A 25017-nucleotide genomic window follows, 5' to 3' on the forward strand; every position below is an offset into this window, starting at 1 on the left:
CAACCCATTAATAACTGTAATTATATAACCATTAATCAATATAATTATATACTTCCTTTCCTCCCATTCATCCTTATAAATACCTTCCTTGCCATATCAATTGGAATGACTGTAAAAGCAAGGAGAAATACGACTTGGAGTTCAAGTAGGTTGAGCCCTGTTGTTCTAAAAAGCGTACCCCCAAAATAAATCAGTAATAATTGAACGATAAAAATAAAGAATATAATGAACATAAATGATTTATTTTTCCAAATATGAGCAAATAAATTCAATCTATATGTACGTGCATTAAAACTATTAAAGATGCTCGCAAAAATAAACAATCCAAAGAATGCAGTCATTAGAAATTGTCTACCTTCTGAACCACGAAACATTTGACTAAATATAGGAAGTTTCAAAAACAGGATACACAAAGAGGCTGTGTAGATTCCTGTGAAAAGTATTTGGTTCCACATATATAAATTAATAATGGGTTCATCTCTACGTTTTGGAGGTTCCTTCATATATTCATCCAGTGGAATTTCGCCAGAAAAGGCAAGCCCGGCTAATGTATCCATAACCATATTAATCCATAACATCTGAAGGACTGTAATTGGTGTTGGTACCCCTATAAATGGACCAATGATTGAAACTACAACGGCACATAGGTTAACTGTAAGTTGAAATATCAAAAACTTTCGAATGCTTTTAAATATAGTTCTGCCATAAAGTATCGCTTTAGAAATAGAAAGAAAATTATCATCTAAAATAACAATATCACTCGCTTCTTTTGCGATTTCAGCACCACTACCCATAGAAAAACCTACATCTGCTTTTTTTAGTGCTGGTGCATCATTCACCCCATCACCCGTCATTCCAGATACCAATCCCATTTCTTGAGATATTTTTATAAGTCTGCTTTTATCTGAAGGCAATGCACGTGCTACAACACGTAATTGGGGTAATATCTGTTTTAATTTATTGTCCCTAAGCATTGTTAACTCACTACTCGTAATGACTGCATTTTGTTGGCCGTCTTTAATCAAGCCAACTTCGCGAGCAATGGCTGATGCTGTTTCTTTATTATCACCTGTTATCATAACTACTTGAACCCCAGCATCCATTACCTTACGAATTGCACCATGTGCTTCTTGCCGTACTTCATCTCTAATTCCAATGATACCAACAAGTGTTAAGTTTTTTAAGTCTGATGCTTTTTTTACTGGAAAATCACTAGTTGCAACGGCCAAAAGTCGTATAGCTTTACCGGACATATCACTCATTATCTTTGTAAGGTCATCCATGTGAGTAATTGATTTGGTTGCCCCATACTTATCATAATAGCTACTGCAGTTTAAAAGTATTTTTTCTGGAGCACCTTTGATAAGTGTGATGTGCTTATTGTTATTCATGATGTCCGCGGTAGAGTATTTATCTGTACTATTAAATGGTATTCTTGAGAGTACTTTTACTTTTCTTTTCTCCAAAAAATGTGCACCACCAAAATCAAGAATGGCTCTCTCTGTCGTATTTCCACCGATAGCTTGAGTTTTATCATCGTTACTGCTTACTGAGGAACTAGTGTTATATACTGCCGAAAGCTTAAACAAATCATATAACCCTTGATTTTTTATTAATTCTGATATAGTGCTATATTGTGTACAATCACCACTTAAAAAAGAGATAACTTGAAGTTTACCTTTTGTAATCGTACCCGTTTTATCTGTAAACAAGATATTTAGGCTGCCAGACGTTTCTATACCCACTAATTTTCTAACAAGAACATTATCTTTCAACATACTCTTCATATTTGACGATAATACTACAGTAATCATCATAGGCAGTCCTTCTGGCACCGCAACCACAATTACGGTGATTGCAAGTGTTATCGCATGGAGAAGATTCCCTAAGATGATAGGTGGACTTTTCAAGATCTCCATAACCTTAACCATATCAAATCCCTGACTCATAAAAATGGAATTAAACAAATCAGCTATTGCTACTGTTCCAGCCCCCAAATAGCCAAAGCTGCTGATTGTTTCAGCAAGTTTTCCTAGTCGTAACTTTAAAGGACTTTCACGAGTTTCTTCTTGAATTTCATATGCAATATGTCCATAAAAAGTGTTATTTCCGACTTGGGTAACAAGCATTACACCTTCTCCAGTACACACGATACTGCCTCGAAAAAGCTTGTTTTTTTGCATGAAGTTTGAGCCGTCGTCGTCTAGTGAAGATGTTTTAGATGGTATTTTAAGAGTTTCTTTCGATTCTCCGTTTAATGCTGACTGGTCTACATTTAACTCTCCAAATACGATTATTCCATCCCCTGGTATTCTTTCACCTGCTTGTAGAATAATATAATCTCCCACCACGATGTCATTAATAGGTAACTCTAATAACCCTTCCGCTCGTTTCACTCTACACTTGGTTTTATCTGCTTCTTCTTGTAACTTTTCAAATGCTGATTCACTACCATATTCAGATAAAGTAGATATAAATGTTGCCAAGAAAATTGCAACAGCTATACCTGCTGTTTCATACCAATCAAAATTTCTAATTAAGAACAAAACATTGACTGCAAGCACTATAAGTAAAATTTTAATAATAGGATCATTAAAGCTTTGAAGAAATTGTCGCAAAAAAGTATTCCTTTTCCTTTTGCCTAACTGGTTATCCCCATATCGATCCTTTGATTTAGATATTTCATCAATAGTTAGTCCTACAAAAGAGTCAGGTAGAACATTTTCTGGATTTAACAATATAAATTCACCTCCTCAAATAAAAATATTCAAAAACCTTGAAAATATAACATAAGGTTTCGATTAATTTATATTTTATTGATATTTAGCTTCCATTAACGAAAAAACTCATATATTTCCTCTTTTATAGTTAAGGAAATATATGAGTTTGGGGGCATTAAAACCAAACTTATTGATTAGTTATACAATCAAACAAACAAGTCCCGAATTCTCATTCATGACTTTTTCAAGCGTCTCACTTATCTTGTTCATACTCTCTTCGGTGATATTATGAGTTTTTTCATTAATACCATCCTCCACAATCTTCTCAATCGTCTTTCCAAATATATTTGTATCCCATATTCCATCTGAATTATTTAAAGTACTCTGTTTTATGTACTCTATCAAATCATCTGCTTGTTGCTTTGTTCCAACGATCGGTGCAATTTCTACATTGATATTTGTTCTTAACATATTAATCGATGGGGCTTGTGCTTTTATTTTAACGCCAAATTTATTCCCATTCTTAATAACAACTGGTTCTTCTAATTGAATTTCTTCTTTTGTTGGAGTTACTACTCCATAGCCTGATAGTTTAACCTGCGAAATAGCATTCGCAACTTTATCAAATTCTTTTTTCTTAGCCGAAAGTGCTTTGACCGTACTAATCAGTTGATATTCATTTGTAATTTCCATACCGGTTAATTCACTTAAGATATCAAAATAGATATCATCCTTCATACGGACATCAATTTTTACTTTGCCATCAGCCATATTAATATTTGATATTTTTATATCTGAAACATATTCGCTATCGTTTTCGTATGGTGACTTTTTAATATCTTTCACATAGGAATAGTTATCTAACATTTGCCTAACAATATTAATGATACTATTCTTTAGCCAATGGTCACTAGATAGCATTTCCATCCATTTTGGTGTATAAAAATCCAATTCAGATATTGGAAATTCATACAATACACTCTCCAAAATTTTATATACATCGTCTTTTTTCAACTGGTCACAGTTAACTGGCAGAACAGCTACTTTATATTTCTCAGAAAGCTGATTGGCAAGTTCTTTTGTATCGTCTGAAAATGGTCTTGAACTATTCAAAATAATTACATAAGGTTTGCTTAACTTACTTAGCTCGCTTACAGTGCGTTCTTCAGCCTGAACATAATTTTCACGTGGTATTTCACCAAATGAACCATCCGTTGTAATTACGATACCAATTGTTGAATGTTCATTGATTACCTTCTTCGTTCCAATTTCTGCAGCTTGCGTAAATGGAATTTCATTTTCAAACCAAGGAGTCTTAACCATCCTCTCTTTTTCATTTTCAATATGGCCTGTTGCTCCATCCACCATAAACCCAACACAGTCAATTAATCTGATTTTAAAATCTACATCGTCAAAAAGCTTAATGTTGGCTGCTTCATTTGGGACAAATTTTGGTTCTGTTGTCATTATTGTTTTGCCTGTTGCACTCTGTGGCAATTCATCTATTGCACGCTGTTTACTATGTACATTTTCCATTGAAGGCAAAACGCATATGTCCATAAATCTTTTTATAAATGTAGATTTTCCTGTCCTTACAGGTCCAACCACGCCTAAATAGATTTCACCATTTGTTCTGGCCTGTATATCCTTGTATACATTGAATTTATCCATAAAATTACCCCTTCCACTATTATATGCTAGTATAATATATGCAAGAGGTGCTCATTTATTCCCGTATTATATTGTAATCAATAATCGTTTCACTTGAATTTTTTATTCCACTTCCGTTTGTTTCATAAATGTCGGTTTTTTCCAGTATCTTGAACCATCAAGCGTTCTGCAAATGTATTGATAATCAATCAACTCCCGTCGCAACAGAAAGTAGTCATTAAATGTATGCCAGGTTTTTATAATCTCATTCACTTCTTTCTCTGTATAATCTATGTCAAATTCAAATTTTTGAGCTAGATAAGTCAATACCTCTTGCTTTATGATTCCTTTTCTTGGAAGTTGTTTAATTCTTCCTTCCGTATCTAAAAATTTATCGATTTCACTCATAACTTTCCTTCCATTAATCCTTACTTACTTACTTACTTACTTACTTACTTACTTACTTACTTACTTACTTACTTACTTACTTACTTACTTACTTACTTACTTACTTACTTACTTATACCTTACTTACTTACTTACTTACTTACTTACTTACTTCAATACATGCTTACTTCCTTCAATACAACACATCAAGATCAATTTTCTCTAACCACATTTCCTTCAGCGTCTTCACATCTTCGCTAAATTCCTTATCCGTCTGTAGATCATTTTTCACCAATTCTTCCAGTATCACAAATTCAAAGACATCTTTCCCAAACTTCTCCCAATCCGCCTTTAGTTTTAAGTCAATACACCCTGAACTACCCTTTGCAAATTCAAAGCGATTCCTATATCCTTGCACATTCGTAACTGCAGCCAAAAGCATTTTCCCATTCACTGTATTTTGAATTGCACATAACCCTCCAATCACCTTCCGCTGCTTATATGCATCCTGTAACTCTCTCTTATCCATATTTTTCATAAACCCTTTCCTTATTATCATGATTTAGTTCACTTTTTTATGTCCTTTTTGATAAACTTTTTTCTGCTTCTTGCAATTTACTTCCTTTTTATTTCTTTTTTATTTTCTATTTATTGGTTTTTAACGCCCTTTTCCTGCTTTTCTATGTTCTTCGTTGATTAAAGTGCCATAACTCACTCCAACATGTAACCAGTGAATAACCATTTATAATGATGCATTTCGCCGCCGACCGGCTGAAAACAGCGCCCTTTGCTGTTTGAAGGAAAGGCAAGGCAAATACATCATTATAAATGATTATTCACTCAACACCTTCAACCCAGTTATGCCCTTTTTTTCGCCCTTCGTTGACTAAAGTGCCATAACTCACTCCAACACGTAACCAGTGAATAACCATTTATCATTATGCATTTCGCCGCCGACCGGCTGAAAGCAGCGTTAATATTTTGTCATGACTCAGATGAAAAATGAGCGAAGCGAGTCTTTTCATCATCTCTGAGGCATGTAAAAAATATGCTGCTTGAAGGAAAGGCAAGGCAAATGCATAATTATAAATGGTTATTCACTCAACACCTCCATCCTCGAGTTACCCCCCTTAAATCTCCCCCTTCTTTCGGCGCCTGCTTTTTTGTACATTCGAACGATTACGACAAGCCGGACTGCAATATTTTTCTCTATTTGACAAAGCAATATAGAAATCCCCACAATGCTCGCAGCAACTTAATAATATATTTTTATCGGTCACAGCAAACGCATAGATTGTCTCTATCGTAGTTTTGAGTGAATCGAATTCCCAAGAAATAAACGTTTTATCCAATTGGTTAATCGTAAATCCTATCTTGTTCGCTTTGAACGCGTCCGCTAAAATTGTAACATCATCGGTAAGATGATTGGTGGAATCTCTATAGACCAAAAGCTGTTTGAAATGTTTTGAAAGCATCCCCGCAAATTCCATGATCCATTCTAATCGCTCACTATAAAACTTTGAGAATATCAAATCCATTACGATTGGTCTTTTACCGTAGAACTTTGGAGAGTCCTCAGCCTTAACCAAATCAATACTATTTTTATAATATTTCAATCGAATATCATCCGGTCCCACAAAAGGGATGAACAAATTTATATAATCTTCAGCATTCATATTTTTTTCTTTTATACTAATGTAATTTTTATCAATAATAAGTATTTCGTTGTCGCCTAGAATATTCTGATTAAATGTACTAGCACTAATCAAACCCAAAAGTCCATATTTTTTTACAAAAATCATAGTAAGTTTTTTTACAATTTCTAATGTGTCTTGAGATTTATTCTCATCATAAATTCTTGATGCATTACCAACTTTCAAAAAGTCTATTATGATATCCTCTGCAACGTCAAATGGATTGTACATTGAAAATGTGGCTTCCTCTGTTGGTGTTATGTAAATATTTCCTTCTAAGTCATTTTTATATTCATAATCACTGTATTTAATCCAATCAGTAGCAAACCCACCAATCAAGCATATTTTTCTTTCCATAAAATTATTCCTTTCATATTAACTCTTATCTCTGTTAATTATTATATGTAATATGAATTCATATGTCAACTATTACATTGATAAATAAGTTCATACTATATCTCCGGACTGCTAAAAATGATATTGACTTATCAATCATTACGTACTAGAATATACAGAATTGGTGCTACCAATTCTAAGAAATGAGGTATTTATGAGGTCTACAAAGCAATTCGGATTAATTTTAGCCGTTACATTTATTGGAGAAATATTGCGATTTTTAATTCCACTTCCTATACCAGCAAGTATCTATGGACTTGTTATTATGCTGATTGTATTAAAGACTGGAATTGTTAAACTTGAACAAGTGAAAAATGCAGCGGGATTTTTGATTGAAATAATGCCCTTGATGTTTATTCCAGCAGCTGTGGGGATTCTGGTCTCATGGGATGCCTTGAAAGATATCTATATTCCTATCATATTCATTACCATAACCACAACCATTATTGTAATGGTTGTTACCGGAAGAATCACACAATTTATTATACGTATAGAAAAGAGAAAATAAATGAGTAATATATTATGTAGTTCAACATTTTTTGGAGTATTTATCAGTATTATTGGCTATGAATTAGGGCTATTTCTAAAAAAGACTTTTAAGAAAGCAATCTTTAACCCATTACTAATCTCAATTATATTTGTCATTGTTGTTTTATTGCTATTCCATGTTGATTATGGTAGCTATAATAATGGAGCAAAGTTTCTAAGTTATCTTCTTACCCCGGCAACGGTATGTCTTGCAATCCCACTGTATGAGCAGCTTGATTTATTAAAGCAAAATTTTAAAGCTATCATTATTGGTATTGTATCAGGCGTTTTGACAAGTTTGGGATGCGTCTTTTTATTTTCACTACTATTTCATTTCTCGCATAATCAATATGTAACTTTGTTGCCAAAATCAATTACAACAGCAATTGGAATGGGAATATCTGAAGAATTAGGAGGCATAGTCACAATCACCGTTGCTGTAATTATAGTTACCGGTGTTCTTGGAAATATAATTGCAGAAACTGCCTGTAAAATATTTCATATTGAAGAACCAATCGCAAAGGGCATTGCCATCGGTTCTGCCGCTCATGCAATCGGTACAGCCAAAGCAATGGAAATGGGAGAAATAGAAGGCGCAATGAGTAGCCTTGCCATCGCAGTCGCTGGGTTATTAACGGTCGTTGGTGCTTCGATATTTGCTAATTTCATTCATTAATTTGAAATTTCTATACTTGTAAGTATTTTGCTACAATATGATTTTAATTGCCATTTTCGGCAGAAAAGAGGAACAAATATGATAATTTCTATAGGACGTGAATATGGAAGCGGTGGGCATGAAATAGGTAAAAAGCTTGCAAAAAAGTATGGGATAAAATTCTATGACAAACAAGCGCTTATTAAAATAGCAAAAGAAAATGGCTATTATGATGAAATAATTTCTTTCTATGAAGAAAAGCCTGTTAATAGCCTTTTATATGCTATTGCTATGAATTCCTATTCCGATGAAATAGGTGAAAAACAATTTGAAATAATCAAGAAAATTACCAAACTTGAGTCGTGCGTTATAATTGGCAGATGTAGCAATTATATTTTCAAAAGAAACGATAACTTTACAAGTGTATTTATTCATGCTGACATCGAAAAAAGGATACGAAGAGTCACTGATATATATGAAAATCATGTAAAAAACATAAGGTCAGTTATTGAAAATACTGATAAACAAAGAGCATCATTTCACAACTATTATACAGATGAGAATTGGGGAGATTCACGCAATTATCAGCTTACAATAGATAGCGGTGAAATTGGAATTGATGCATCCGTTGAACTAATATCCGATTTTATTGAAAACAAAAAGAATAATGATTGGATTAAATAATCTTATACGAGAAGGAACCCTATGGAAAACAGAGAATATTCAAAAGTAATTAATTATATCAAAACAATGATTTCAGAGTCTAGACTGCATCAAGGGGATAAACTACCTACAGAGCGTGAACTTGCCAACACTTTATCCATCGGAAGGTATTCAATACGTGAGGCTTTAAGAATTATGGATAGTATGGGGATGATTGATAGCAGGCAGGGTTCTGGAAACTATCTTGTCCCCAACATTGGCAAGAATCTGGCTGAGTCTGTGAAAATGATGCTTATGGTTAAACAAGTGAATTATCTGGAAATCAGTCAGCTAAGAAGGGCCATAGAACTATATGCCTATGGCTGTGCCATAAATAATCTTACACCAGAAAAAACAAATGAAATGAATCAGATTTTGGAAGAAATGAAAATTGCATCAGGAATTAAACGAGCCAAATTAGACAAACAATTTCATGACGCAATTATATTGGGATCAAATAATAATCTCATTATTAGCATAATGGAATCCCTATCAGAAGTCTGCCAAGGCTCTATAGACAAAGTAGTACATAATTCATCAATGGAACTAAAAGAAAAATTAATGGAAACGCATGTGGAAATGTTAAAATATCTTATAGAAAAAAATATAGAAAAAGGGAAAGATGCAATCAACAAACATTATCATATAGCGGATCTTGAATATTCCAAGAGCCCTAACGATATCTAAATTTATTTAAATCTTTTATAATTAGATTCTATATATCAATTCTATATATTAATTCTATATATTAATTCTAAGAAAAAAAGGGAAAAATAATCAGCACTCCTCCTCGTCAAATTCCGCGATTACAAAATATCCCCTATTGGTTTCTCCAATTTCTTTAACCACACCACTTTTGGACTTTAATCTTTCTATTGTTGTATAATTCCCTGACATTGCAACTGCAGGTTCAATTGTATAATAATAACTGCTTGGTAGTTTTCCCTCAGTGATTTCAACTCTATCTCCTGCCTTCACTAAGTTCGGTCTGCTCATTGTAAATTCCATCTTGCGCATAAATACACTTCCTTTTCTATTTTAAATTAAGATTATGTTTAAGAACAGTGTTACATACTACTTTTCTTGATCCTATATCTTGAAAATCCAATTGCTGATATATTAAACACCATATGCAAAAAGATTGAAGGTAGTATTGATTGAGTAATTAGTACTATATTCGCAAAGAAATATCCTCCTATAAATGCAAATACTACATATCTAATACTCTCTTTTTTAAGTCCAAAATATTGAAAGTGCATAACACCAAACAATAACGCGGATAATACCACTGCATATTTATCATTTAATAATCCAACATTAACAAGAATAAATAATATTACTCCACGAAAAAGTATTTCTTCAAACACCGGAAATATAATACAAAAGTCAAAATCATCTCTCTTATTTACTGTTTTATATCCTGAAACATAACCTAAAACACAGGCAAATACAGCAATTTTTAAAATTTCAATTATGATTTTTTTGTTGTAAAAAAATTCAATTGATATTTTTCTCAATAAACTATCCGGATAAATTAATGCAATAATCAAAATCAGAACTGCCCATATATAAGTATAATACTTTTTAATGAATTTTGTATCTTTTAATCTCATAAGTATTGTATAAAGAATAATATATAGAAAAGATAACATGCAACATCCAATAATGCTAATTAAAGATTCCACCTCATAACTCCCTCCCAATGAAATATAGCTTAAATATTTAATTTGTTAATCAGTTTTTCGGTCTGTTTTAACAATTTTTCTTTTAATATCTGATTTTCATCCCTTAATAATTCTGGATCTATGGTCATTATTTCATTTACAGCATCACTTGCGTCTTTTAGAATCAAGGCATCTGTAAATATATCTCCTATACCAAACTCCATAATTCCACTTTGCCTGATTCCAAAGAAATCACCTGGTCCCCTTAATTTCATATCTTCTTCCGCGATTTTAAATCCATCATTTGATTTGTTTAATATGTCCAAGCGTTCTTTTGTTTTTTTACTCCTAGAATCACTTACAAATATACAATATGATTGATCCCCGCCTCTTCCAACGCGGCCCCTTAGCTGATGAAGCTGTGCCAGGCCGAATCTATCTGCATTTTCTATCAGCATCACTGTAGAATTAGGGACATTTACCCCTACTTCAATAACAGTTGTTGATACTAATACATCAATTTGACCCGCTGTGAATTTTTCCATTATTTCATTTTTCATAGAAGATTTCATTTTTCCATGCAGATACTCAATAGAAACGGTTTTAAATGTTCCATCGCTTGTCATTATCTTTGGCATGCCTTCTTTGAGCATCATTGAATAATCAACCACATTTTCTGCCTCTACATTTTCGCTCTCCTCTACCATCGGACAAATCACATAGGCTTGTCTGCCCTGTGATACCTGCTCTGATATAAACTGATATGCCTTCGGTCTGTAGCTTTCACCTACAACGCAGTTTTTAATTGGTAAACGATTACTTGGCATTTCATCTATAATCGATATATCCAAATCCCCATAAATTATGATCGCAAGCGTTCTTGGTATTGGAGTTGCGCTCATAACAAGAATATGAGGTTCTTTTCCCTTATTTGAAAGAGCTTCTCTTTGATTCACACCAAATCTATGTTGCTCATCCGTAATTACAAGCGCGAGATTATCATATTGAACTTTTTCCTGTATAAGCGCATGTGTTCCAATTACAATCTGAGCTTCTCCTGATTGGATTCTCTCATATTCCAGGGTCTTTTCTTTTGCTGTCAATGAACCAGTTAAGAGTGACAGCTTTATATCTATATTGTATTCTGCAAATAATTGACGAATAGATGCATACTGCTGTTTTGCCAACACTTCCGTTGGAACCATCATAGCTGCCTGATACCCCTTATAAACGGTGTTCATAAGTGCTAATGTTGCAATTATCGTCTTTCCAGAACCAACATCTCCTTGAATAAGCCTATTCATAAGCTTATCACTAGACATATTTTGCTTCACTTCTGCCCATGCCTTTAACTGCGCATTTGTTAATCTATACGGTAACCTCTCAATCATTTTATCCGTTCTATCATCATTTTGTATATGAAAATGATTAGGCTGTAAATCATTATTATCTTTTAACTGTCGAATTGACATAATAAACATAAAGAATTCTTCAAACACAAGCCTCTTTCTGGCTTCACAAAAGATTTCCATATTTTTTGGAAAATGTATATTTTTAATTGCAAAATTATATTCGGTCAATTTATATTTTTCTCTTACATATTGGGGAATATAATCTTTTTGCAAACTAAATATTTCTAGTGCCTGCGCTACAGCCTTCGTAACAATCTTATTTGATAAGCCTTTTGTAAGGGCATATATTGGCTGCATTTCATTTAATAGCTTGGCGTAATCCGACATTGTATACATAACCGGCTGCTCCATTACATATGCTCCATTTTTAAAAATCACGCGCCCTCTGAACACAAATCGATACCCCATACGAAGTGTCGTTTTTAAATAAGGCATGTTAAACCAAGTGGCTTTAATCCCTTGTCCTTTTTCATCCTTAATAATAGTTGAAATAATCATTAAATTACTAATACGTTTCATATCTGGCGTGTTAGCTACTATACCATCAATTGCGATAGCTGGCTTATCCAAATAATCATTTATATCATTAACAAAAATAGTATTTTCATATACATCGTAATCTCGAGGGTAAAAATCGACCAAATCTTCAACGCTGAATATAGAAAGCTTATTTAATAAATCACTTGTTTTCGCTCCAATTCCTTTCAAATCTTTTAATTGCACGTCTATATTTCCCCCTCTAATCCAAGAATAGGCAAGCAATTTAAATTTGCTTGCCTATTCTCTAATTGTATTATCTATTTGTAGTTTTCTATTGTAGTTTTCTTGGTACGGTCTACTGCATGAGTGAAGCCAATAATTGATTCACTAGTTTCCCATCCGCTTTTCCTTTTACTTTAGGCATCAATACTTTCATGATGTTACCCTTGTCCTTACCAGTTGGTACTTCAATTGAAAGTTCTTTCAATGTTTCTTCAATGATAGATTTGATTTCTGCTTCCTCCATCATCTTTGGTGCATACTCTTCCAGTACTGAGATAGAAAAATTACATTCTTCAATAATATCTGTTCTATCTGCTGGCGCTAATGATAAAGTCTCATGAAGCTGTTTAATCTGCTTTAAGATAACTTGATCGCCTTCTTCATCCGTAAGCGGTGTCCTATTGTTAATCTCAACATTCTTAAGGTCTCCTAAAAGCAATGATAATACTTCTTTTCTCTGCTTTTGCTTTGCCTTCATTGCGACAACCATTTCACTCCTAATTTCATCAATTTTACTCATAAATACTCCCATCCTAACTCTAAATTTTATTTCATAGATATTTGCATGCATCAACGATTCTTAATCTCAAAATCACTTATCTGTACTCATAAGTTTCAGCGGTAATGCAAGCAATATTGCGCCACCTATTATGTTACCAATTGTAACACAAATCATATTAATTGCAACCAAATGAAGTGGCAATCCACCCATGAAAAAATATGCAAGTGTAAAAATTCCCATATTCGCAATGCAATGCTCTAATCCAGATACAACAAATGCCATAATAACAAAAAACATAACAATGATCTTGCCACTCTCTGTCTTCATTCTAATACTAGCAAGAACAGCTAAGCATACCATAAAGTTACATAAAATTGCGCGAAGGATTAATTGAATTGGTTCAGCTGTTAACTTAGCCATTACGAAGCTGTTGTAATAATCAGTTAATAATACTTTACATGTTCCGCCGCCAACAAATATAATAGCAATTACAAATGCTCCGATAAAGTTACCAATGTAACTATATACCCAAACACGAATAACATCACTGCGCTTACATGATTTATTATATAAACCCATAGACATTGTCATATTGTTTCCAGTAAATAATTCACCACCAACAAATACGATCAATACAATTGCTATTGCAAACAAAAAAGAGCCTAGCAACTTACCGAACTGTGGAAATGTTGGATATAATACTGCTGCTGATACATTTGACAGTATCGTTGCAACTACAATATAAAATCCTGCTATGATTGCTTTCAAAAAATATTTTCCAGAATTATTCTTTGCTAAATCTGCTTTTGCCACCGCTGAATCCGAAATTATCTCTACGTCACTTTTTAACATCTTTCGTATATCCATCCTATTCTCTATTGTAATTATTTTTGTAGTATAAAGATCACTACAAAACATTCATCATTCTATCATTTTGAATAAGCTTTTGCAATGCTGTTGAACATTGCACTTTATTTTATACAATTAAATCATCAACGTATTCACATCTTCATCAAAAAAACAATATCAAAGTTAATAACATATATTAACTTTGATTATTCTTTACCTATTAAATTTTTTGAATATATTCACCAATAAACATTAATGCTACACCAATACTTGCTTCTTGCTGTTCACATTGTGATAACTTCAAATAATTCCCGTCAGCATCAAATGAATTAAGTGTTTCAAGTTTCTTCTTGATTATATCAAGATATTGTTCAATATAGCAGACAACTTTTCCACCAAGCACTACTTCAGAATCAAACAATGTATAAATATTGTTGATTCCGATACATAATTTATCTATATAAAGATTAAATACTTTTTTATATTCTTTATTTCCGTTTTCCAACTCTTTGAAAAATTCATCTAAAGTGATTTCAAAATCATCTGAAAGTCTTGCTGTTGAAACGTATGCCTCTAGGCAACCTTGTTTTCCACATTCGCATTTTTTCCCACCTGGCACTATAGTCATATGTCCAAATTCGCCTGCTCGATTATGCATTCCATCAAAATGTTTAGCACCTTGAATGATAGCACCTCCAACGCCTCTATCTAATAAAAGATATACCTTAGTTGAATCGCTAAATTGCTCAAACTCTGCTATTTTTTTGGATACATCATATATTCCAATATTCCATATTTCTGCATAAGCACCTGACTTTGCATCATTTACAACGATACAAGGATAATTAATGCATCTACTTAAGATGGATACTTCAAAATCAGAAGCATGTAATGTTGGTGCAACAAGAATATTCTCACCTGATTTATCAAAAACGCCAGGAATAGTGATGCCAACGCCCAATATACGATTGCTCTCAAGCTGATTACTGCTTATAAGTTCATCAACCAGATTTCCAATACTTATGCTATATTTTTCACATACTTTAAAAACGATATTCTTTGACATTGTTGCTATAATAGTGCCATTTAGATTAATTGCCATCGCTACAATAATATTTCTCTTAATATTAATACTAATTGCAAGTTTTGCTGTTTCATTCACAACAATTGTTTGGGCCTTTCTACCACCTGTTGAATCAAAACTACCAACAAAATGTATTAACCCTGATTCTTTTAAACTTTTAAGATTCTGATTGATTGTTGGAAGGCTTAAATCTAATTGGTTCCCAATATCTTGTCTAGATGTCTCTTTCGCATAGTGGATATATTGAAATATCCTACTTTTGTTCATTTTCTTTAAATCTACTGTCGTAATCATATATACCCCTTTTAAACACTCTAAATTATAATACTTTAAATAAATCTTTCACTGTTGGATAAATTTGGATGAATTTATTATACTGTATTTCATATTTTTTAGCAACTTCTTGATCAGGCTCAATTGTATCAATAACCTTTACCAATTGATTCGCTGCAATTTCAACACTTTCATATTCTTTGCATGCAACAGCCGCCAAAATCGCGCCCCCAAGTGCCGGACCTTCTTCTGATTCAATAACATCGACTTTAATATTTAGAACATTTGCAATTATTTTTTTCCAAAGGAGACTTTTCGCCCCACCGCCACAAATTTTTGTTCTTTCTATCTTAATTCCTAATGACTTTGCCACTTCAAATGAATCACGAATGCCAAATGCCACACCTTCAAGAACTGCCTGTGTCATATCTGCTCTGCTTGTATCCATGCTAAGTCCGATAAATGTCCCTCTTGCGCTAGGATCATTATGAGGAGAACGCTCACCCATTAGGTATGGCAGGAAATACACACTATTATCTCCTAGCTTAGAAATACATTCTTGCTCTTTCGCATAATCCTTAGTACCTATAATTTCATCCATCCACCATTTGTTGCATGATGCCGCACTGAGCATACATCCCATCAGATGGTAAGAACCATCTGCATGTGCAAATGAATGTAGCGCATTGTTTTTATCGACTCCAAATTTACTGCTTGAAATAAATATTGTTCCTGATGTTCCAAGCGAAATATTACATCTACCATCACCAACGGTACCAGTTCCAACCGCAGCTGCTGCATTATCACCTGCTCCTGCAACTATTTTTACAGTCTCAGATAATCCTAAAGAATCTGCAACATCCTTCTTCAATGTTCCAGTCACTTCATAGCTTTCATATATTGTAGGTAATTGTTGCTCTTTAATGTCACAGATTTCAAGCATTTCTTTTGACCAACATTTATTTTTAACATCCATTAAAAGCATACCAGAAGCATCTGATACATCTGTGCTGTGAATTCCAGACAGCATATATGCTATATAATCTTTTGGTAACATAATCTTATCGATTTTTCCAAAATTCTCAGGTTCATTCTTCTTAACCCACAATAATTTTGGTGCTGTAAATCCCGCAAAAGCAATATTCGCAGTATATTGTGAAAGTTTTTTCTTGCCTATTACATTATTAAGAAAATCACATTCTTCATAGGTTCTACCATCATTCCAAAGGATTGCCGGACGTATAACTTGATCATTTATATCTAATATTACAAGTCCATGCATTTGTCCACCAAAACTAATTCCAGCTACTTGTGTTTTTTCACAATTTAGAATCAATTCTTTAATACCTTCAATTGTCTGCTTGTACCAATCACTTGGATTTTGTTCTGACCACCCTGGTTTTGGGAAACTGAGCGGATATTCTTTTGAAACAATATTCTTAACACTACCTTTTTCATCCATCAATAATAATTTTACTGCAGATGTTCCTAAATCAACGCCAATATATAACATTTCTACCCCCTTATATTTAATGTTCAAGCAGATATTACTATCTACTTGAACATCATTTTTTACATTTCTCTTAATTGGATTTTCTAAAACGGGTATTCTAAAGTCGATTCTCTAAAATGGATTTTCTGTTTTGTAAAGCATTTCCTTAGGCTGATTAAAGCCAATATTTTCAACTCCAAGATATTTAAATACTTCAAATATAGACTTTCCAAAATGTCCAAATGCAACAGCACCATGATGAGGGAAGTTCTTTTCAATCAATACATGTCTATAGAATCTACCCATTTCTGAAATTGCAAAGATTCCAATTGAACCAAATGAACGTGTTGCCACTGGAAGTACTTCCCCATGCGCAATATATGCACTTAACTGTGCATCTGATGTACTTTGTAATCTAAAGAACGTAATATCACCTGGAACGATATCACCTTCAAGTGTTCCTTGTGTCACTTCTTCTGGAAGCGTACGCGCCATAATCATCTGATATTTCATCTCACAGAATGATAATTTTCCTACCGCTGTATTTCCACAATGGAATCCCATAAATGTATCTTTTATTGTGTAATTATATTTACCCTTAATATCATTTTCATATAAATCTGCAGGAACTGAATTGTTAATATCAAGAAGAGTAACTGTATCCTGACTGATTACTGTACCAATAAATTCACTGACTGCACCATAGATATCAACTTCGCAAGAAACTGGTATTCCCATAGCGGTAAGTCTTGAGTTAACATAACAAGGTACAAAACCGAACTGTGTTTGAAATGCTGGCCAACATTTACTAGCAATTGCAACATAATCTCTTGAACCTTTGTGCGCTTCAATCCAATCTAATAATGTTATTTCGTATTGCGCAAGCTTTACAAGGATTTGAGGTTTTTTATTGCCTGCTCCTAATTCTTCTTCCATACTCTTAACAACAGCTGGAATTCTCTCATCGCCTGCATGTTTATTAAAAGATTCAAACAAATCTAATTCTGAGTTCTCTTCAATCTCAACTCCGATATTATACAATTGTTTGATTGGCGCATTACAAGCAAGAAAATCTTGTGGTCTTGGGCCAAAGGAAATAACCTTTAGACTATTTAACCCAATGATTGTTCTAGCAATCGATGTAAATTCATGAATCATATCAGCACATTCTGTAGCAGTTCCAACTGGATATTCAGGAATATAAGCTTTTATATTACGAAGCTTCAAATTATAGCTTGCATTGAGCATTCCACAATATGCATCCCCTCTACCTTGTACTAAATTATCACCGGTTTCTTCTGCTGCAGCGACAAACATAACTGGTCCATTAAAATACTTTGCAAGTAATGTCTCTGGCGTCTCTGGTCCAAAATTACCAAGATATATAACAAGAGAGTTACATCCTGCAGCATTAATCTCTTCTAACGCCTTTTTCATATGTAATTCATTTTCAATACATATTGAACATTCATAGATACTTCCATATGCCTTTTTGTATACTTCCACAACTGCTTCTCTACGAGAAACAGATAAGCTCATTGGAAAACAATCTCTACTAACTGCAACGATTCCTAATTTCAATTCTGGCATGTTATTCATACTTTCCCTCATTCCTGCACTATTTTTGTGCATATAATTTTATTGTTTTATTGTTTTATAAATTTAACATCAAACAGAAATATTTTCTCCAATAAGTCCAACAAATGCTCCTTTAATTTTTGCATCTTTATGTGCAATCAGCCATTTGTTTTTAGCTACTAGCAATTCATCTTCTTTTACACATTTTTTAAAATCACTAAGCTCTAAATTAGTCGCCTTTGGAAGAACAACAATGGATTTAAAACCTTTTCCATTATAATCACATGGTGCATAGTGAAGTGTAGTTGCATAGCATTCAATCATTGTACCTTGAGGGATAAAAAACGCTTCAACATAGGAAGTATTATAGGTGAAATCCTTACTGACATCTTGTAGACTACCTAAAAGTAAAATCATATCTGTGACAGCAACGTTAATTTCAGATGTTCTATGATACTCCAAACCATTCAGTAATCGATTATGCCCATTACAGTATCCTATCTGAATAGGCATACCGCCGAATATACTTTCACTAATCACTTTAAATATTGGTAATTCTTCTAGTAGCTTATCAGATGGTTCATAAATTACACCTTCTGGAAATGGAGTATCATCCATCTTTTCCAGTAATTCACTTATCTCATATCCACTAATTACCCTTCCGTATTTTCCAAATGCATCTTCCGTAACATTTTTAACTAATATACTCATAACACACCTTTCTTACCTATCACGGTCACATAAAAACTTTTATAAAATGTTTTTCTTAAAGTTATGATACCATTTAAGTGAATATAATTCAATAAATATTCACAAATTTAAAAGTGTTAGATTACGCTTTACTTTTGTAATTGTGTTTTGTAAAAGCTATTTATATTTTAACATTTCTATAGAAAATGTCAATATATTTTTCACTTCTATTCACAATGGTTACCCGTTATTTTTACGCAAAAAAATAATAGTTCGTATGCATTTGCATAAACGAACTATTACATATTTATCTGTATTTCATATGTTTTATGTTTATAAGTCAAAACTTTTTATTCTACTGAAAAAATATAATAATAAATTGGCTGTCCACCAAACTGTAGTTCAATATCTATGTTTGGATATAGTGCCTCTACTTCATCTCTTAGTGCTTCTGCATCCTCTTCTTTGATATCACAACCATAATATAAACTAATAAGTTCCGAATCCGAATCGACTAATTTCTTGAATGCATCAATTAAAGTTAATTTAACGTCTTTGCCTACTGTTATAAGTCCAGAATCACCAATTGCCATTATATCATTACACTTAATTTCAATTCCATCTATGGATGTATCTCTTACTGCATAAGTAATCTGTCCTGATTTCACACTTATCATTCCATCATTCATTGTCGCTTTGTTTTCTTCTACATTCTTGCTGAATTCGAAATTAATCATAGCTGCAATTCCCTGAGGAACTGTATTTGAAGGAATCACTATGATTTTCTTGTTTTCTATAATCTGAGAAGCCTGTTCAGCCGCCAAGATAATATTCTTATTATTTGGAAGTACAAATATAGTATCTGCATTAATCAACTCGGCAGCATTCAAAATATCCTCTGTGCTAGGATTCATCGTCTGTCCACCTTCGATAGCATAATCAACTCCAAGGCCTTTAAATATTTCGCCTAAGCCTTCACCTGCAACTATAGTAACAAAACCAAAATCTTTTTTGGGACCAACTGGGACGGCTTTTACATCTAATACTTCTTGTTGAGTCTTTGCAGCTTCTTCAGCCGCTCTTAAATCAGCTTGTTCAATTACCATCTGACTATGTTCTTCTCGCATATTATCTATTTTCATTCTAGATAATGATCCAAACGTTAGCGCTTTCTGAATTGCAAGTCCCGGATCATTCGTATGAACGTGAACTTTAACAACGTCATCATCCGTTACACATACAATTGAATCACCAATAGATTCAAGAAACGCTTTGAATTTGATTTCTGTATTTAGATTAAATTTCTTTTCTAGCATAATAATAAACTCAGTACAATATCCAAATTTAATATCTACATTATCTAGTGCATAACCTTTTGCAGTATTCAACACTGGCGAAACTGTACCTTGAGGAATCACTTCAAAATCTAATTCCTTACCTAAAAATGCATCAAACGCACCATGTAAAACCTCAACAAATCCCTGGCCTCCTGAATCAACTACTCCAGCTTCTTTTAATACTGGAAGCATCTCTGGCGTTTGTGACAGAACATATTCTGCATGCTCAATGACTTCTCTAATCATCTCTTCGATATCATCTGTCTGTGCAGCCATCTGAACAGCTTTTTCTGCAGCGCCTCTAGCAACTGTAAGAATCGTTCCTTCTTTGGGTTTCATAACTGCTTTATAAGCTGTTTCAGCAGCTCTTTCCATTGCCGCAGCAAGAATATCTGTATTAATTTCAGTTACATTAGCGATTTCTTTTGTAAATCCTCTGAATAATTGTGATAAAATAACACCAGAATTACCTCTTGCGCCTCTAAGTGAACCGCTTGAAATTGCCTTTGCAAGTGTTGCCATATCTGGGTTTTCAATTGCATTCACTTCTTTAGCGGCTGACATAATTGTAAGCGTCATATTCGTTCCTGTATCACCATCAGGTACAGGAAAAACATTCAAATCGTTAATCCACTCTTTTTTTGACTCTAAATTCTTTGCTCCTGCAAGAAACATCTTCTGCAAAAGTTTTGCATCTATTGTACTAATAGCCACAACAAATTTCCTCCTAAACGAAAATAATTTTCTTAGTCATTTTCTTAGTCTATTACTCTAACACCTTCAACAAAGATGTTAATTCTTTTAATTTCTAAACCTGTAAATTCTTCAACTTTGTATTTTACATTCTGAATCAAGTTATCTGATACTGTAGAAATACTTACACCGTAAGAAACGATTACATGAAAATCAATTTCCAACTTGTTATTTTCATCTACTATAACGCTAATACCTCTTGTGAGGCTGTCACCTTTTAGTAATTTCACAAGACCATCTTTCACACTAACAGCTGCCATACCTACAATACCGAAGCATTCGACTGCTGTTGAGCCAGCATATTTCGCAATTACCTCGGGGTCTATCAAAATATTGCCTAACTGACTATCTATATGTCCTTTCATCCGATACCCTCCGTTCATAAATTGTATATTATTTAACATTATAACCTTTTTTCAGTAAAAAAGAAACCATTTTTTTCAAAGTGGTTTTCTATAATGAATATAAGTATATTACATTTAAACACAAAACAAGGCAAACCACACTCACTCATCATAAATAACTCATAACAAGTAAAAAGTATAGTTTACCTTTCTCTGACATTTTTAAATAAAAGCATTAAGCACGTTCAACCTTACCGGAACGTATACAAGAAGTACATACATACATCTTCTTTGTAGCGCCGTTAACGTTAACTCTTACTGATTTTACGTTGGATTTCCACATTTTATTTGATCTTCTATGAGAATGACTCACTGCATTTCCAAAATGAGCACCTTTATCACAAACTGAACATTTAGCCATTTTTGACACCTCCTTAATGGTATTGGGTAATTTTCGAACCCACAACAAGGTACATTGTATCAGATATATTTTGTATTTGCAAGTAAAAAAGTAACTTTTTTTTACTTGCTTTTAATTTTTAATTCAATTTTTTTCTGCTGAGCTTACAATCTTATAATATGATTTTGTTGTTATTATAAATACAGCTCCGTAAACCAAGCAGAACGCAAGCATTGAGCCTATTGTACATAGAATAAAGAGTCCTGCATTAGCAAGTCCTAACAGTAATAACATTTTTTGAATTATTCTAAAAGAAACTGCAATATGAATGCCTGTTACAATAAGAGGAAGGAAAAACACCATAACGACCTGACTTCTGATTGTCTTCTTAACTTCTGAATGACTCATTCCAACCTTCTGCATTATCTCAAATCTAGTTTTATCTTCATAGCCTTCTGAAATCTGTTTGTAGTAGATAATCAAAACAGTTGCCATAAGAAATAGTATGCTTAAAAATAATCCGATAAACAAAAATCCGCCATACATTCCATAAAAGTCGTCTCTTGCTTCATAAATGTTGCGTGCCTCTACAGTCGTACCATCAATATTTACATTTTCAAAAATACTATTAGATAATGCTATACAGGCTTCTCTGTCGCACTTTGTATCAAATTGCACAGAATAATCCATATCATTATATTTTTGTTCATCACTTGGTACTAAAGAATATATAGATTTTAACGTATCCATATTGTTTACAATAATTGTATAACAATCTAACATATTTTCATAATTACTATGCTGAACATCTGAAACCTTATTTAATTTTTCTTTTACTTTAAAAGTTTTGTTTTCATTACCATTTCCAATTATAAATTCACCGAATGCATCAGGTTTCTTTTTGGAATATAATATAACTTCATCACTATTTAAAGTATAATTAGTACTATTAATTTTATTGAATTCATCCAATGGCATTATGGTACATATCTTAACTTTATCTATACTATTTACTCCAAATAAGTTAGCATCTTGATCTAAAAATTTGAATTTACCATCAATATGTTCGCAACTAAGGGTTATAGAATGAAATGCTGTGTAATTCTCAATGTCAATTCCATTTTGCTTAAGTTTATCATTGATTGCTTTATTTATTTCTTCTGTTTTGTCATCGATACCAGGCGCTGTAGATATACGAATATCATTCGGATATTCAGTTTTTATGGAGTCTTCCATTCCTGCATAAAGAGCTAGTGTTGTTGAAAACATGATAAGTACCATTGTTGAAAGTATACATATATTTGCAAGACCTACTGCATTTTGTTTCATTCTGTAAAGCATACCTGAAACACTTGTAAAATGCTTTGTCTTATAATAAAATTTTTTATTTTTTCTAAGAATTTTAAGTACTGCTATACTTCCAGATGTAAATAACGCATATGTTCCTGCAACTACAAGAATTACCGCAAAAAAGAACATACTCATTGCAGAAATTGGTGATTCCACTGTTAAAGCAAATCCATAGCCCCCACCTATACATGCCAACCCAAATATTGTAAGTAAAATTTTGGTTTTCGGCTCTTTTTCACCAATTTCGCCACCATGTAACAATTCAATTGGTTTTGTCAAATGAATCTTTGTCAAATTATATACCAATGTAACAATAAATATGGAACAAAATAAAATCAATGTTGAAATAACTGATGGGATTGGTACATCAAATCCTAATACAACATTAAATGAAATCAGCTTAAGTAGAAATAAAAACATCAGTTTGCTGAATAAGATTCCTAAAGCAATTCCAGTTGTAAGGCTTACAACTGCTATTATTATTGTTTCATAAGATATAACTTTGCCAATATGACGTTTTTCCATACCGAGTATATTATATAGTCCAATTTCTTTTTTTCTTCGTTTCATAAGAAAACTGTTCGTATAGAACAAAAATATTATCGAAAATATTGCTGCAACAAAAAGTGCAATTCCTAAAAGCATTTTTAAATTTTCTGCACCATGTATCTTATCTAAATTGCTGTTATTTCTAATAGCTGACATCATATAAAACATCATTACGGTAAATATACAGGTAAGTATATAAGGATAATAAACCTTTTTGTTTTTATTAATATTAGATAATGCAAGTTTTGGATAAAATGACTTACTCAACCTGCTCACCCCCTGTTGCTAAAACCGTGAGTGTATTTGAAATCTTCTGATACATCTCTTCCTCTTTCATAGATGCCCTATATATCTGATGAAATACTTCACCATCTTTTATAAATAATACACGTTTTGCGGAGCTTGCGGCCTTAACACTGTGTGTGACCATTAAAATTGTCTGACCTTCGTTATTGATTTTTGTAAACAATTCAAGTAGTTGTTCTGTTGATTTTGAATCCAATGCACCTGTTGGTTCATCTGCTAAGATAAGTTGAGGACTTGTAATCAGTGCTCTTGCAACTGCTGCCCTCTGTTTTTGCCCGCCCGATACTTCATAAGGGTATTTAGCCATTATATCCTCAATTCCAAGCTTTACAGCAATTGGAGCAAGCTTTTTTACCATTTCATCATATTTCATTCCTGCTAATACCAATGGTAAAAAAATATTATCCAATAATGAAAATGTATCAAGCAGATTAAAATCTTGGAATACGAAGCCTAAATTCTTTCTTCTAAAAGCCGAAAGTTCTTTCTCCTTAATTGTAACGGTACTTTTCCCATTCAATATAATCTCTCCGCTTGTTGGCTTATCAAGCGATGCTAAAATATTCAGCAATGTGGTTTTACCTGATCCAGATTCACCCATAATAGCTACATATTCACCCTCTTCAACACTAAAATTGACATTTGATAATGCTTGAACCTGATTTGAACCAAGTCTTGTTGTATAGATTTTTTTAAGATTTTTAACTTCTAATAATGACATATTTTCCTCCATCTCGCCTATACTATATCGGCTTCATTGTTTGTTTTTACAAGACTTAGTATATAAAAAAATGGAATGGGCTGCCATAACTTTGGCTTACATTCCATCGGTTTACCTTACAATTTTGTCACATTGCAATCTTTTTATAAAGTTTTACACCTCATGTATGTTAATATACCTTGATTTATCTTATGTTTCTAAGAATTATTCAATTTCACA

23 protein-coding genes are annotated in these 25017 nt (G+C 33.0%); 4 read left to right on the plus strand and 19 right to left on the minus strand.

What is annotated here, in order from left to right; all coding sequences use genetic code 11:
• Positions 1 to 44: 44 nt before the first annotated feature.
• The 5 genes from BMY18_RS11360 to BMY18_RS11380 form a co-directional block, all read right to left on the minus strand.
• Positions 45 to 2738 carry a calcium-translocating P-type ATPase, PMCA-type gene (locus BMY18_RS11360; protein ID WP_092454090.1) on the minus strand — a complete coding sequence of 898 codons (2694 nt, stop codon included), beginning with the start codon at positions 2736 to 2738 and terminating at the stop codon, positions 45 to 47.
• A 180-nt stretch (positions 2739 to 2918) separates the two neighbouring features.
• Positions 2919 to 4391 (minus strand): stage IV sporulation protein A, encoded by a 1473-nt coding sequence (gene spoIVA / locus BMY18_RS11365; RefSeq protein WP_092454092.1) that lies wholly within the window; start codon positions 4389 to 4391, stop codon positions 2919 to 2921.
• Positions 4392 to 4493: 102 nt separating this feature from the next.
• Complete coding sequence (locus tag BMY18_RS11370) at positions 4494 to 4778, minus strand: DUF2087 domain-containing protein (protein WP_092454094.1); 285 nt, start codon at positions 4776 to 4778, stop codon at positions 4494 to 4496.
• A 172-nt stretch (positions 4779 to 4950) separates the two neighbouring features.
• Entirely contained in the window at positions 4951 to 5295 is a 345-nt protein-coding gene (locus tag BMY18_RS11375; protein ID WP_092454096.1) for a GIY-YIG nuclease family protein, read from the minus strand.
• A gap of 592 nt (positions 5296 to 5887) precedes the next feature.
• Positions 5888 to 6808 carry a CGNR zinc finger domain-containing protein gene (locus BMY18_RS11380; protein ID WP_092454098.1) on the minus strand — a complete coding sequence of 307 codons (921 nt, stop codon included), beginning with the start codon at positions 6806 to 6808 and terminating at the stop codon, positions 5888 to 5890.
• 193 nt (positions 6809 to 7001) lie between these two features.
• Between BMY18_RS11380 and BMY18_RS11385 the strand changes: the two genes are divergently transcribed.
• From BMY18_RS11385 to BMY18_RS11400, 4 genes are all read left to right on the plus strand, one after another.
• Entirely contained in the window at positions 7002 to 7355 is a 354-nt protein-coding gene (locus BMY18_RS11385; RefSeq protein ID WP_092454100.1) for a CidA/LrgA family protein, read from the plus strand.
• Positions 7356 to 8051: an LrgB family protein gene (locus BMY18_RS11390; RefSeq protein ID WP_092454102.1), complete on the plus strand. Its 696-nt coding sequence runs from the start codon at positions 7356 to 7358 to the stop codon at positions 8049 to 8051.
• 78 nt (positions 8052 to 8129) lie between these two features.
• Positions 8130 to 8714, plus strand: a complete 585-nt coding sequence (locus BMY18_RS11395) for a cytidylate kinase-like family protein (protein ID WP_092454104.1) — start codon at positions 8130 to 8132, stop codon at positions 8712 to 8714.
• Positions 8715 to 8735: 21 nt separating this feature from the next.
• On the plus strand, positions 8736 to 9419 hold the full coding sequence (locus BMY18_RS11400; protein WP_092454106.1) for a FadR/GntR family transcriptional regulator: 684 nt from the start codon (positions 8736 to 8738) through the stop codon (positions 9417 to 9419).
• Positions 9420 to 9509: 90 nt separating this feature from the next.
• Here the strand turns inward: BMY18_RS11400 and BMY18_RS11405 are convergent, their stop codons facing one another.
• From BMY18_RS11405 to BMY18_RS11470, 14 genes are all read right to left on the minus strand, one after another.
• Positions 9510 to 9749 (minus strand): hypothetical protein, encoded by a 240-nt coding sequence (locus BMY18_RS11405; RefSeq protein ID WP_170841381.1) that lies wholly within the window; start codon positions 9747 to 9749, stop codon positions 9510 to 9512.
• A 50-nt stretch (positions 9750 to 9799) separates the two neighbouring features.
• Complete coding sequence (locus BMY18_RS11410) at positions 9800 to 10417, minus strand: CPBP family intramembrane glutamic endopeptidase (RefSeq protein WP_092454108.1); 618 nt, start codon at positions 10415 to 10417, stop codon at positions 9800 to 9802.
• A 29-nt stretch (positions 10418 to 10446) separates the two neighbouring features.
• Entirely contained in the window at positions 10447 to 12531 is a 2085-nt protein-coding gene (recG, locus tag BMY18_RS11415; RefSeq protein WP_330385977.1) for an ATP-dependent DNA helicase RecG, read from the minus strand.
• Between the two features lie 112 nt (positions 12532 to 12643).
• Positions 12644 to 13090: a GatB/YqeY domain-containing protein gene (locus BMY18_RS11420; RefSeq protein ID WP_092454258.1), complete on the minus strand. Its 447-nt coding sequence runs from the start codon at positions 13088 to 13090 to the stop codon at positions 12644 to 12646.
• 72 nt (positions 13091 to 13162) lie between these two features.
• Entirely contained in the window at positions 13163 to 13939 is a 777-nt protein-coding gene (locus BMY18_RS11425) for a formate/nitrite transporter family protein (RefSeq protein WP_242941022.1), read from the minus strand.
• Between the two features lie 202 nt (positions 13940 to 14141).
• The gene (locus tag BMY18_RS11430; protein ID WP_092454110.1) at positions 14142 to 15299 is read right to left on the minus strand and encodes an ROK family transcriptional regulator; all 1158 of its coding nucleotides are present in this window, start codon (positions 15297 to 15299) and stop codon (positions 14142 to 14144) included.
• Positions 15300 to 15324: 25 nt separating this feature from the next.
• Entirely contained in the window at positions 15325 to 16791 is a 1467-nt protein-coding gene (gene xylB, locus BMY18_RS11435; RefSeq protein WP_092454112.1) for a xylulokinase, read from the minus strand.
• Positions 16792 to 16902: 111 nt separating this feature from the next.
• Entirely contained in the window at positions 16903 to 18369 is a 1467-nt protein-coding gene (locus BMY18_RS11440) for an L-fucose/L-arabinose isomerase family protein (protein ID WP_092454114.1), read from the minus strand.
• Positions 18370 to 18438: 69 nt separating this feature from the next.
• Positions 18439 to 19059 (minus strand): DUF4867 family protein, encoded by a 621-nt coding sequence (locus tag BMY18_RS11445; protein ID WP_170841382.1) that lies wholly within the window; start codon positions 19057 to 19059, stop codon positions 18439 to 18441.
• A gap of 329 nt (positions 19060 to 19388) precedes the next feature.
• A complete protein-coding gene (locus BMY18_RS11450; RefSeq protein WP_092454116.1) occupies positions 19389 to 21089 on the minus strand; it encodes a DAK2 domain-containing protein in 1701 nt (566 codons plus the stop codon).
• A 44-nt stretch (positions 21090 to 21133) separates the two neighbouring features.
• Positions 21134 to 21493: an Asp23/Gls24 family envelope stress response protein gene (locus tag BMY18_RS11455; RefSeq protein WP_092454118.1), complete on the minus strand. Its 360-nt coding sequence runs from the start codon at positions 21491 to 21493 to the stop codon at positions 21134 to 21136.
• 214 nt (positions 21494 to 21707) lie between these two features.
• Complete coding sequence (gene rpmB, locus BMY18_RS11460) at positions 21708 to 21893, minus strand: 50S ribosomal protein L28 (protein ID WP_092454120.1); 186 nt, start codon at positions 21891 to 21893, stop codon at positions 21708 to 21710.
• Positions 21894 to 22016: 123 nt separating this feature from the next.
• The gene (locus BMY18_RS11465) at positions 22017 to 24038 is read right to left on the minus strand and encodes an ABC transporter permease (RefSeq protein WP_092454122.1); all 2022 of its coding nucleotides are present in this window, start codon (positions 24036 to 24038) and stop codon (positions 22017 to 22019) included.
• Positions 24031 to 24798, minus strand: a complete 768-nt coding sequence (locus BMY18_RS11470) for an ABC transporter ATP-binding protein (protein WP_092454124.1) — start codon at positions 24796 to 24798, stop codon at positions 24031 to 24033. The genes BMY18_RS11465 and BMY18_RS11470 overlap by 8 nt, the downstream gene beginning before the upstream one ends.
• Between the last annotated feature and the right edge of the window lie 219 nt (positions 24799 to 25017).

The organism is [Clostridium] fimetarium, from assembly GCF_900111235.1.
GTDB classification, from domain to species: domain Bacteria; phylum Bacillota; class Clostridia; order Lachnospirales; family Lachnospiraceae; genus Clostridium_N; species Clostridium_N fimetarium.